General features: G+C 43.5%; 12 protein-coding genes. 3 read left to right on the top strand and 9 right to left on the bottom strand.

The genetic code is table 11. The features are described 5' to 3' along the window. Positions 1 to 27: 27 nt before the first annotated feature. The 7 genes from L4D05_RS19465 to L4D05_RS19435 form a co-directional block, all read right to left on the bottom strand. Positions 28 to 645, bottom strand: coding sequence for a phage tail protein (locus L4D05_RS19465; protein WP_428794995.1), 618 nt, complete (start codon positions 643 to 645; stop codon positions 28 to 30). Between the two features lie 79 nt (positions 646 to 724). Then, the gene (locus L4D05_RS19460) at positions 725 to 1,675 is read right to left on the bottom strand and encodes a methionyl-tRNA formyltransferase (RefSeq protein WP_428794994.1); all 951 of its coding nucleotides are present in this window, start codon (positions 1,673 to 1,675) and stop codon (positions 725 to 727) included. Between the two features lie 11 nt (positions 1,676 to 1,686). Beyond that, positions 1,687 to 2,955 carry an SAM-dependent methyltransferase gene (locus L4D05_RS19455; protein WP_428794993.1) on the bottom strand — a complete coding sequence of 423 codons (1,269 nt, stop codon included), beginning with the start codon at positions 2,953 to 2,955 and terminating at the stop codon, positions 1,687 to 1,689. A 104-nt stretch (positions 2,956 to 3,059) separates the two neighbouring features. Continuing rightward, positions 3,060 to 3,620, bottom strand: coding sequence for an aspartyl/asparaginyl beta-hydroxylase domain-containing protein (locus L4D05_RS19450; RefSeq protein WP_428794992.1), 561 nt, complete (start codon positions 3,618 to 3,620; stop codon positions 3,060 to 3,062). A 353-nt stretch (positions 3,621 to 3,973) separates the two neighbouring features. Continuing rightward, positions 3,974 to 5,695, bottom strand: coding sequence for an RluA family pseudouridine synthase (locus L4D05_RS19445; protein ID WP_428794991.1), 1,722 nt, complete (start codon positions 5,693 to 5,695; stop codon positions 3,974 to 3,976). 181 nt (positions 5,696 to 5,876) lie between these two features. Next, complete coding sequence (locus L4D05_RS19440; protein WP_428754998.1) at positions 5,877 to 6,434, bottom strand: GNAT family N-acetyltransferase; 558 nt, start codon at positions 6,432 to 6,434, stop codon at positions 5,877 to 5,879. Positions 6,435 to 6,564: 130 nt separating this feature from the next. After that, the gene (locus tag L4D05_RS19435) at positions 6,565 to 6,963 is read right to left on the bottom strand and encodes a VF530 family protein (protein ID WP_428754997.1); all 399 of its coding nucleotides are present in this window, start codon (positions 6,961 to 6,963) and stop codon (positions 6,565 to 6,567) included. A 249-nt stretch (positions 6,964 to 7,212) separates the two neighbouring features. Between L4D05_RS19435 and L4D05_RS19430 the strand changes: the two genes are divergently transcribed. Both L4D05_RS19430 and arsB read left to right on the top strand, forming a co-directional pair. Continuing rightward, positions 7,213 to 7,554 (top strand): ArsR/SmtB family transcription factor, encoded by a 342-nt coding sequence (locus L4D05_RS19430; RefSeq protein WP_428754996.1) that lies wholly within the window; start codon positions 7,213 to 7,215, stop codon positions 7,552 to 7,554. 150 nt (positions 7,555 to 7,704) lie between these two features. After that, positions 7,705 to 8,763, top strand: a complete 1,059-nt coding sequence (arsB, locus tag L4D05_RS19425; RefSeq protein ID WP_428754995.1) for an ACR3 family arsenite efflux transporter — start codon at positions 7,705 to 7,707, stop codon at positions 8,761 to 8,763. Between the two features lie 106 nt (positions 8,764 to 8,869). On the opposite strand, the gene L4D05_RS19420 is transcribed toward arsB, so the two are convergent. Beyond that, positions 8,870 to 9,985, bottom strand: coding sequence for a phosphoserine transaminase (locus L4D05_RS19420; protein ID WP_428794990.1), 1,116 nt, complete (start codon positions 9,983 to 9,985; stop codon positions 8,870 to 8,872). A 158-nt stretch (positions 9,986 to 10,143) separates the two neighbouring features. Continuing rightward, positions 10,144 to 11,376, bottom strand: coding sequence for a DUF819 family protein (locus L4D05_RS19415; protein WP_428794989.1), 1,233 nt, complete (start codon positions 11,374 to 11,376; stop codon positions 10,144 to 10,146). 789 nt (positions 11,377 to 12,165) lie between these two features. Between L4D05_RS19415 and L4D05_RS19410 the strand changes: the two genes are divergently transcribed. Beyond that, positions 12,166 to 12,354, top strand: coding sequence for a hypothetical protein (locus L4D05_RS19410; protein ID WP_428754992.1), 189 nt, complete (start codon positions 12,166 to 12,168; stop codon positions 12,352 to 12,354). Positions 12,355 to 12,422 lie beyond the last annotated feature (68 nt).

Raw genomic sequence — 12,422 nt, 5'->3', positions numbered from 1 at the left:
TGTCAGCTGTGTTACAGCTCAAACTATCTAGTTCCGTGTTGGAAATGCCCCACTGACCGCCATTAGCCAATTCACTGAAAGCTGTGGGTTTAAGATATTAATTCTCGGCGTGCTCGATCCAGCATCAGCTATTACAACATCACCTCCAGCCGTTCCACCCCCAGTAACTTCTAGTCCCTTAATTTCCGTGAGAGTCGGTCTTGTCAAACTAGGTGTAAAATACATTGCTGCATTCGAGTTAGCACCTAAGTAACTACTGGACGTTGCTTCAGCCGTACCTGCAACATTCGTTGCCACATTAAAACTGGCAGTTATCGGGATATTACCGCTTGAACTAAATGTCGCTTCGTGGGTATGCCGAGGTAAATCACGCTCCGCTAACGTTATTTCTTCTCTTCCTTGAGCAGTACCCAGTAAGTAGCGATACCCTCCTGGACGGACACCAAAACCAACTGGGCTACGACCTTGCAAATCTGGCAGCCCCATATTGACTCGACCATCTCCGCCGTAGTACGTTCCGAGAACGGCATAAAGTGCTTGGTTTTGATTTATATCCAGTAATGCGCCTCTACACATCGCCCAACCACGAATGGTAAAGTCGCCGCCAAAAGGCATCATTGTTCCTAAAAATGGTTCCGTTGCCATCGTTTTATCCTTATCACTGTGTTTGAATCACTCATCGCAAATTCAATCCGCAAGACCATTAAATTTTCTGCTAATCTCATTATCGGCAAGCCGAAGCACCCAGTTCACTACCCGCATTAATCTGCCAAAGCTGCGCAAACCGATACCCACTCATTACTCCCTGAGGCGTAGACACAATATCTATCCGTACTTGCCCATCAATAGTCTGTACAACCAGCCCTGCCGTTAAACTCACCTCAACCACCGTTCCGGCTTTAATCCCAACAAAAACACCGTCAACCGCGGTTGCCTGCAGCAATTGAAATTGCCCGTAAGCAGACTCAGTCAACGCTCCCCCATAAAGAGGGTTGCCCGCCCGTGCCATATCTACCACCATCTTGCTACTATGCTGGAGCCAATCAATAACCAAGTCGTCACTCTCTACCCGTTTACCCTGCCATGAACTCGATACCTCTTGATGGCTTTGAGCACACCACTCAATCCTCCCCTCTCGCCAAGCATCAATAAAATCACACAGTAAATAAGGGGCAGATTGCGCGACTTTTTGGCTCACGCTAAGTAGGGTGTCAAAGGGATGAATATTGACAATTAATTGCGCACCAATATCGCCGGTATCGAAGTCGTGATCTATTCGATGTAGGGTCAGAAGCAGTTCTTGCTCACCATTTCGTATTTGCCAATAGATCGGTGATGGGCCTCTGTAGCTGGGTAAGTTGCCTGGGTGTAAGTTGAAAAACTTGTCGCCAAAATAGTGAATAGCAGTATCAGTAAATTTATGCCTGAAAAAGAAAGCCAGCCCAGCGTTGGCGCGCACACCGTCGAGCTGCGCAACCAAGTCGGCTTCGTTACCGTTTTGATATTGAATTACCGGTATACCACTCTGAGCAAGCACTTGAGTGAGTTGCGATAAATCTGGGTTGTTCTCACCGTCAGGCAACACCACACAAGCAAGTTGTTGTCTTTGTTGCAAAGCCGCAATCATCGACATCGCCATACTACTGCCAGTAAATATCGCAAATTTTAGCTCCATAACCACACCTCCTAATCCGCTTGTAATGCAACAAATCCCGGCAAACCCGTCAGTTGATAATAAAACTGAACGTCATGGCCACTAAACGTCAGAAAATGTTCAGGTTGCGCTGCTCTAGGGGGAGCATCGACGTAGAATGTCATATCGGGCTTAGGGTGAGTAATTCCGGAATCATACTCACTGATGAACTCATCTGAATATACTTTCAACGTCGCATAAATCGCCAAAATCCTATCTTTCATATCTTCAATGCCCATCGGCAACGAGATACGATTTGCTCTAACCATTTTGATTTGCGAAGGAAGCATCACCTCTTCCAACGCCAGCAAGCTCGATTTACTAATTCGGAAAATTTCGCCTAGCTCAACACGGTCTTGAACCACTTCTCTATCAAGGTTTGTCGAATGAGAAAATGCAGAATCCTTCCACTGCTGGTTAAACTCATTCTCTCCATGCACCATCATGGCTTGCACTGATATTTGCTGGGGAATTAACACACCATCAATGCTTAAGAACTGAATTAAGTGCTTGGCTATGCTCAATTGCCCCTCTTTAGTAAAGCCATGCTGCATCGCTTCCAAAATTAAAAGATCGAAGGTCTGCTCCGGCTCATAAAGTGTGGCATCAGCTTCAACAATATTTTCAATAAAACCTTGAATAGAAAGATCAGAGGCTAACTGAGTCACCGCTTGAATGGCACCGGGCTGGACGTCTACAAGAGTAATTTGGATCTGCTGTTCGGTAGCTAAATTATGATTCTGATAATACTGAATCAATGGTAAAACCAACGGAGCAAACGGACCGCACGCTGGATAAAGAACACGGATAACAGTATCGTTTTTTAAACGAGCCTGGATTGCCTTGTCTATTCCTCTAATAAAACGATGCAGACGATAGATATCTTTAATGGTTGTGCGACAGTTTAAAGGCGACATCACATACCCTGTAGGACTAAGGTACTCATGGGTTAGGCTCTGCTGTGAAATCTCCGCCTTTGCCATCGATTGCAGCACATGGTCATACATATCTTGGAAAATTTTAGTCAGTACTTCATGCTCAGCTGTTTCTTGCTGTAGCAATGTGGCAACGACAACGTTGATGCTTTCGCATAGATTGGCACGTCGCTGACAATCCGTCAGTTTTTCTGTCGTTAACGCTTTTAGCTGCTCGCGAATGGAGTACTGCAGTAGTGGATCCACTTTTGGCTCTGCGAAGTTCACCGTTAAATCTCGCTGATTTTCAAACGTCGTTTTCTGCGATGATATGTCCAATTTCTTCACCGATGATGTCCTTATCTCTCGATTTCACTTTAAAAAAGTAGGAAGGCAAAACACTTGTTTTTCAATTGCTAGACCGTATTCTATTGTGCAATCCAATATTCAAATCAGGTACATCCCGCTACCTGAGTCACTTCATGACTTTCATCAATCTGTTTTCTCAACCACGGTGATACTTTACAGTCAATGACAAGATTCACTCTTGAATGCTCACTTTGATTAATGACTTGGTGTTCTTGGTCGGTATTGATATACCAAACCTCTCCTCTTGCCATTGGGACTCTTTGATCGCCAACTAAGAAATCAACCTCTTCAGCTCCAGTGATTGGAATATGCAAACGCACCTCACCATTCTCTAGAGAAAGCCCCTTATCACGGTGAGGTAACACGACGGAATGAGAATGAAGACGCATTAATCGAACGGATTGAATGGGGGCGTCGAGTCGCGCAAGCAAAGCACAAATATTCGGGCAGTTGTCCATAAAGCTACGATTTTTCCACCGACCGTCAGCCTCAATAGAAAAGCTCTGTAGAATGGGATGCGCTGACATATATTTCTCCAATACACGCAGAGGCAATACATCCCAACCTCCCACGTAAGCGGCTTGATTGACATGGCTGACCCAATCACCATTATTGAACTGCTTACACTCAGCATCTACCTGCAATGAGTTAAATCTTATTGGTAACTTTGCAAACAAGACGATAACTGCACACCCTCACTATTGACAACCTACAAGTAAGCATATAGTTGAATTGAGAGCACTATCATATAAACTATATGCTTATACTGTTATAGCTTAGGTATTGATAAGTTCAAGTGATAAATAAGGTTAAAACATAACAAAAACGATTGCTTTTCTAGTCTTGTTGTCACTCAATCAACAGAGAAATAGAATTAGCAAAGAGAACAAAATTTAATTAAATCAGTATATTGAGATGTGAAATATGAGGAAGTTCTAAGACGGATTAAGCCGTACTATTTGTATAAATAGCACGACCTTTTAGCTTCGGTTTGATATTAGAAATCGGCTGTGACTTCGAACTCCATCGTATTTCCCGTACTTGGGTGTTGAAATTTCAAATAGCCGGCATGGAGATGCAAACGCGTACCCTTAAATCCATACAAATCATCACCGACAATTGGCGTATTGAGACCCGCTTGATGAGCACAATGCACACGTAATTGATGAGTTCGTCCTGTCTTAGGAAATAAGTGAATTTTAGTTCGGTTGTCTTTTACTTCTACGACCCTAAAGGCAGTTTCCGCTACCCTGCCATGATCATGGCACACCATTTGTCTTGGCCTATCAGCCAAATCACCTCGAAGTGGTAACGTGATAACCCCAGCGTCCTGCTGGATCTTACCTTCAAGTAACGCGGTATAACGCTTTTCTACCCTGCGCTCAATAAATTGCTTCTGTACATGCTTATTTGCTTCGGCAGAAAGTGTGAGCACAAGCAATCCGGATGTCGACATATCTAGGCGATGAACAATCATAGGTCCTGTAGCATGAGGGTATCTTGCTTGCATTCGAGCTTGCACCGAATCACTTATATACTTCCCAGAAACGGATAAGAATTCTGCAGGCTTATTCACGACCACCAGCACATCGTCTTCATAAACAATCTCTAATGATTTATCGTATGATGGAGTCTGCTCAAGAGGACTAGGATCAATCATTAACCCCTCCAACATATGCTGTAACACTTCAAAGCATTTACTTTGACAAACGGGGTATAAATTTTTGTGCTGGCGAATCTGATCATAAGGTGCAGCGCCCCACCAAAACTCTCCCAATGCCAATGGTGTCAAGCCTCGCTGAAATGCGGCTTGCAATAGTTTCGGCAAGTTTTGCCCACTAACATCAGAAATAGAATGTGTGTCAGCCTCCAAGGCTTTGCCACTCTGCAACCGTGGCTGATTGAACAGTTCAAAGTAACTTTTACTCTTACCCGATTGGTTTAAAAACTGGCAACACTTTTGTTTTTCAACAAGCAGTAATTGGCTAAGTTCATCAAGCTGATTTTGAGCACTCTCGATAGGCAACTGAAATTTATTCAGCAATGCTTGATGATCAAAAAGAATGGTTTCCCAGTGCTTTTTCAAAGATTTAAGCGCTCTTTTTTCACGGCTACTTTGCGCACCAAGTTCGTTAACCACACGTTGAAGCTCATCTTCATCAACCGATACGCCTAAACACTCTTCTAACTCTGCTCTCTGTTGTTTTCTCGCAACTTTCGCATAATGAATATCACGTCCCAATGTCGATATTTCTTGTTCCGATTGCATTGTTTTCGCGTACAGATCTTGTTGAATTTCCAGCCATTCTGGCGCGCTAGCTCTAGCTTCAATTTCGTGCTTTAGTGCTTGAATCTTTTCGGTTAATGTAATGACTTCGACAGAATAGTGATGCGATTGATAAATAGAATCGACCAAAAATGTTGGATAGTCGTGAGCTACTTCCTTTTCCTCGCCCTCATCACGTACCGATGACAAATAGCCAATTTCTCCGTCTAGGTTCGATACAACCAAAACCGCAAACATTTTCCCACAAGCGGTAAAATCATGCTGCCATTGGCTGTGAAATTCAAGATGATGTTGCAGTTCACTTATAGCCTTTAATGCTAGAGGGTGTGGCGAATAATAATAGGGAAACGTAAAGCGTTCTGGAGGCGTAATTTCACTAATATCCGTTAAAAATGGTGTGAAAGGTATTGCATCTGCCGCAAATCGAATCATTGTAATATATTCTCACTAATAAACCGTACTGTGCTAAAACCGTATTTTGTTAAAAAACCACAGAGTAAACGAAGCGCAGATCATAGCACAAAGCCTGGGTTGCAATCGCTATGATAAGGTATGCTTTCATACTTAACGTACGCCATTGATAAATAAACGGTCACTACATAGAAATACAAAACTAACCATTTGTGAGTTTCAAAAATTCCGCTCGTGTGATTTGATATAAACAGTGAGGTGAAAGTGCATGGTCAGTGGATAAGTGAGGATGGCTAAAAGTATGTCCCGTATTTCGCATTCCAATTTTTTGCATCACTCGCTTAGACGGCTCATTAGCAAGTGTCGTAAATGAATAAACGCACGGCAATTTAAGCGTTTCAAACGCATAAGTTAACGCCGCCATAGCAGCTTCTGGGGCGTAACCTTTTCCCCAAGCATCTGCACGCAGCCGCCAGCCTATTTCCACCATTGGGGCAAAGGGGAAGCCACTCTCGGCATTTTGAGAATGTAACCCCACAAATCCGATAAATTGCCCAGACCCCTTAAGTTCTACAGCCCAAAAACCCCAGCCGTTATTTTCAATCAGAGCACGTGCACGATTAGCCTGAGCATGGCTTTCTTCTGTAGACAACAATGCCGGAAAGAATCGCATCACTAGAGGATCAGCTGTCATGATCGCATAAGGGTGAAGATCAGACGCTTGCCACTGACGAAGAATAAGTCGTTCTGTTTCCATCATTCATTTAACTTCTATAGTGAATCGTTCATTAGGCGCCATCCTTGCACCTAAACAGACATTTCTTCTAACCAACTTGGCGGATTATAAAAAACACCATAAACCTCGATCGTCTTCACTTTAGACGCCCAGATTAACGCCCTTTATGACGGCCACGGGCTGTACGAGCTTTATATGTTGATGCGGCTTTAGCTTGTGACGCGTGAATAGATTCAACCGTCAACTGCATCGGCTCTTTAGGTTCAATGCCGTTCGCGAAAGTTCGCTTACGCGGAGGAATATCATATTCATCCTCTCTTGGCTTAGGCATACGCTTAAAGCGAGACAAATAAAAGATCTCTACTTTCTCTCTTGCCCATTCTGTTTTTTTCAAATACTTCACGCTGCTCGCGATAGATGGGTTGGTGTGAAAACAGTTCATACGCATCGCTGCGTCCAAAATGTCCCACCCATAATAGTCAACAAGTTCGGTCACCATCTCCTCAAGCTTAAGACCATGGAGAGGGTTATTTTGTTGTTCTTCTAATGACATGGGAGTCCTACAGTACAATAGTGATATCAAGCGTAGTATACGATGTTAATTCGCTCCTTGATAAAAAAATTCAATGCTAGGCGCATATTTAATGGTCCCGCCCCATAAAAGCAGACTCAAAACACCTAATAGCGTAATTTTTGTACGCACAGAGCCTAACTGAAACGATAGTGTTTACTTTAAAGATACTGTTGACCTAAGGTTTAATTACATCTACCATTAATCGTCTTTTAACGATTGGGATTTTTGATGACCTCGACTTGCCAAACAACGTTGCAAACCGATTTTACTCCAACGGCGGAAAGAGAACAGGATGAGCAGCAGTTTGCCGCGATGTGCAAAGCACTCTCACACCCTGCAAGAATTCGAATCATCAGTATTCTGTCCATATTGGAGAAATCCGGTGGATGCTTGAACAGTGACTTAGTGTCTCAACTAGGTCTTGCCCAATCAACGGTCTCCGAGCATTTGCGGATATTGCGACTCGCGGGCTTTATCAGTGCAGAAGCCATACCACCTAAAATGTGCTACCGCATAAATAGAGATGCCTTTGCAAACTATGATGCAATGAGTAAGAACATCCTAAATTAACCCTAATGCACGGCTATAAGCCATAAACCACGACGACATTGCAATGCGTACCGGCATGTCGCCTTCTACACAGCTCAATTACAATAACTCAACCACAATAACTCAACCACAACAATCGTTATTCGACGATAAACGATAACGGAGCAAGCAATGAAACCAACAATGAGTTTTTTAGATAAGTACTTAACCGTATGGATTTTTTCTGCCATGGCCATTGGTGTTTTTCTGGGGATTCAGTTTCCTCAAATTGAACAATGGAACGAAGCAGTATCCGTAGGAAGTACCAATATTCCGTTGGCAATTGGACTCATTGTGATGATGTATCCACCGCTTGCTAAAGTCGACTACCGCTTACTTGGAGCAACCGTCAAAGACAAGCGTGCCATTACACTGTCACTTATTATGAACTGGATAGTCGGACCGATCTTGATGTTCGCACTCGCTTTAGTCTTCTTAGGCGATCACCCTGGCTATATGGTGGGCATTATATTAATCGGCCTCGCCCGTTGTGTCGCTATGGTGCTGGTTTGGAACGATATTGGTGGCGGTAATAAAGAGTATGGCGCCGCATTGGTTGCACTAAACAGCGCCTTCCAGATTGCCAGCTACAGCTTTATGGCGTGGTTGTTCATCAGTGTCCTTCCTCCCGTTTTTGGCTACGAGGGTATGGTCGTTGACATCTCGATGATTGATATCGCCCACAGCGTGCTTATTTATTTAGGCATTCCATTTGTTGCTGGTTTTTTAAGTCGTAAAATTCTGGTGTCGATGAAAGGTGAACATTGGTACAACACGGTATTTATTCCGAAGATTTCTCCTCTGACACTCATCGCGTTACTGGCAACTATTGTATTGATGTTCAGCCTGAAAGGAGAAATGATCGTCGAACTGCCAATGGATGTGGTGCGAATTGCCATTCCACTCGCCATCTATTTTGTCTCTATGTTTTTCATTAGCTTCTTCATTGGCAAAAGACTGGGCATCCCCTATGACAAAAATGCCTCTATCGCCTTTACCGCAACAGGTAATAACTTTGAGCTGGCCATCGCCGTTTCGATCGCTGTCTTCGGCATTCACTCAGACCAAGCGTTTGCGGGCGTCATTGGTCCACTGATTGAAGTGCCAGTTCTAATCTACTTAGTGAACGTTGCACTAAAAATGAAGACTAACTACGTTCAAAAGAAATCTTCCGTTCTCGATTATAAGTAGTCGGTTTATCGATTCAAAAAAGGGCAGCCTACTTAGCTGCCCTTTTCGCCCTCATTCATGCTGCGCTGTGCCGCCGAACGTTTTAATGATGGATTTGGTGAAATCGTTATTGAGTCACTTGCTGATACGCCCAATCAAGCCAAGGCAGCAACGCTTCTAAATCTCGACTCTCCACCGTGGCACCCGCCCAAATTCGCAACCCAGATGGCGCATCTTTGTATGCACCAATATCGTATCCCGCTCCTTCCTTATCTAATAATGCGACTAAAGCTTTGATTTGGGCTTCACTCGCATCCAATGTAAAGCAGACGCTTGTATTAGAACGCTGAGTTTCTTCTTGCGCCAAAAAGTGGATCCAAGACCTAGAGGCAACAAAGTTCGTTAATAGCGCTAAGTTTGCTTGCGATTTTTCAATCGCGGCGTCAACGCCACCAAGATCAGACACCCAACCTAGTGCATCAAGATAATCCGCAACACATAACATAGATGGGGTATTAATAGTGGCACCACTAAATAGGCCTTCTATGACTTTACCAGATTGGGTCATTCTAAAAATTTTAGGTAACGGCCAAGTTGGCTGATAGGACTCAAGCCGCTTTACCGCACTTGGACTCAAGACAATCACACCATGCGCGCCCTCACCACCTAACACCTTTTGCCAGCTAAACGTTGTCACATCCAACTTGTTCCACGGCATAGACATAGCAAAAACGGCAGATGTCGCATCACAAATCGTCAACCCTGCTCTCGACTCACTGATCCATTCTCCATCAGGGACTTTTACGCCCGATGTCGTACCATTCCAAGTAAAGAGCACATCATTATCTGGATTAGCTTGCGATAAATCTGGCAGCTGACCATAGTCTGCCGAATAGGAATTCACGTCGCTAAGTTTGAGCTGTTTCACGATATCATTATACCAACCTGCGCCAAACGACTCCCAATGAAAGACATCGACAGCGCGTTGCCCCAACATCGACCACATGACCATTTCCATAGCACCCGTATCCGATGCTGGAACAATACCCACACGGTAGTCATCTGGAATACCAAGGATAGATTTGGTTTGTTGAATTGCCTCTGAAAGCGCAGCCTTTCCTACTGAAGAGCGATGAGAACGGCCTAATGTTGAGAGGTTGAGGTTGTTAATATCGTAACCTGGACGTTTCGCGCATGGTCCAGAAGAGAAATTAGGGTTGTTGGGTAACACTTGAGGTTTCATAAGCCTCCCTGCTTGTGAACACATAAATTAGGTTAGCATTTTCTCTCAATTGAATAATTAATCAACCATGAAACAGCGACTCAGACAAAAAAGGGTAACACCAAACGGTATTACCCTTAATCAATCTTAGTTTGCTCCGACTCTAACCAATATTAAACTTAACCAACAACGCTCACGGCTGCCTGCATAATAATGCCACAGATATACGCTCCGTACGTGCCAAGCGCGTAACCGAGTACTGCCATCAAAATGCCGACTGGCGCTAGAGCTGGGTGGAACGCTGCAGCAACAACTGGCGCAGAAGCCGCACCTCCAACGTTAGCTTGGCTGCCCACTGCCATAAAGAACAGCGGAGCTCGAATTAATTTAGCCACAACGATCATCAGTACCGCATGAATAGTTAACCAAGTAATACCAATAAAGAAGTAACCTGGATTATCCAGTATTGCGGTGACATCCATTTGCATACCAATGGTTGCCACTAGAATGTAAATGAAAGCCGAACCAATTTTTGACGCACCTGCATGCTCTAAAGTACGCGCGCTTTTGAAGGTTGACGCAATTAGTGCAAACGTAGTCACTAATACAATTAACCAGAAGAAACCTGACGTTAAGCTGTATTTCGCCAACTCTGGTGCATTGGTCTCAATCCATGGTGCAATTAAGTCAGAAAAGAAGTGTGCTAGCCCCGTAAGACCAAAGGCAATCGCCACAACTTTCATCATGTCAGTGGTCGTAATCGGTCTCGCATTCTCTTTTTCATAATGCGCGACAGTTTCTTTAAGCTCATCAATTGAAGAAGTGTCCGCTTTTAACCAAGCGTCTACTTTCTTTTGGCGGCCTGCCATTATCAGTAAGATTGCCATCCAAATATTAGCGCAGATAACATCAACCGTAATCATCGCTGAAAACAGCTTGTCGTCAACCTCGAATACCTCTTTCATCGCAGCTTGGTTTGCACCGCCGCCAATCCAAGAACCCGCAACCGTCGTCAGACCACGCCATACATCACCCGCAACTAAATCTGGGTTCACAGCATTAATGATCAGCAACGCAATTGGGCCACCAATGATGATACCGAGTGTACCGGTTAAAAACATAATGATGGCTTTTGAACCCAAGCCGAAGATTTTTCTTAAGTCCGCGGAGACAATCAGTAATACCAGTGCGCCAGGAAGAAGGTAGCGACTCGCGACAAAATATAAGTTTGAACTTGAACCGTCGATGACACCTGTCGTGTTCAACAATGATGGGACGAAGTAGCAAAGCAATAAGCCAGGAACAAAAGTATAGAATTTTTTCCAAAACGGATTCTGGCTGCTTTCTGTAATGAATACCCCACCCAAGATTAAGGCAAGCATACCCATTATTACTGCATCATTTGTGACCATTGTTATGGATCTCCATCTGTTATGTTCTTGCGAACATCGTTTATCAACTGGCCGGAGACTATACATGCAAGGCGAATGTGCTACAAATTGTAACAAATGGCGTCAAAAAAAATGCTTGCCAGAGACTACATAACAGCAACAAATAAGTATATACATTGCTTCTCGTTACCTACTCGAGCTTTCGATAGTGAATAACTCTAACATAAAACGACAGATAATCAGTACGTTAACTGAATGGAATAACAAATACAATTGCATTAATATTCGTAAAATTTGCTTTTAATGCAAATGTAAGCATTGAGTACTATTGGCATAAAAACAGCTCAAGGTGATTAATTATCGACCGCTTTTTTGATGACATTAATTTGACGCCCATCACATAAATATAAGTATTTACGTACAAAAATTGACAGAAAAACCTAAAAAGTAGTGGTTCAACCAACAATTCAACGCAAACTAAGCACGTTTTTGACCCTGAGTTGACGAGCTTAAAGCGACCTTCTCAAATTAGTGGCTGTTTTTTCTTCTTTCGCCCCCCCTACTGAATCAATCCAGCAACCACCAGTCCCATATACTATTCCTATCAAAGTGCGGCCTGCAGCGTTCACTACACTCTCCCCCATTCCTCGTCATCCTCCTTTCGCTTTATCACTTTCATTGCGTTCATACATCAAGCTAATAAATAAGCCCTACTCGGGACGTGTTTTCACTCAACGATGTCAATTACTGGATATTTATACAGCACCACTATATACTGATTGTACATACAGTATTTAGCGAGGTGTTGTTATGTTGCAAGAAAGACTAGATCGAATCAATGAACTGCGTAAACAAGCAATGGCTGACCCTAGTTTTGTTCAGTCCGCTGAAGCGCATAGACAAGCCATCCTCTCAGAATATCAAGGTCATCACAGTCAATCATCGCGAAAGCCCAAAACACTATCAGAACTGTACAGCCGTTATAACGATAACATTTAGTCAGCTAGGGTCGATTTGATCTAAATAGAAGCTCTGTTGGGACATGAAAAATCGAGGATATAGAAAAG

This window comes from Vibrio nomapromontoriensis (assembly GCF_050337205.1).
GTDB lineage: Bacteria > Pseudomonadota > Gammaproteobacteria > Enterobacterales > Vibrionaceae > Vibrio > Vibrio nomapromontoriensis.
The sequence above is the reverse complement of the archived record's forward strand: the minus strand, read 5'-3'. Positions and strand labels throughout refer to the sequence as shown.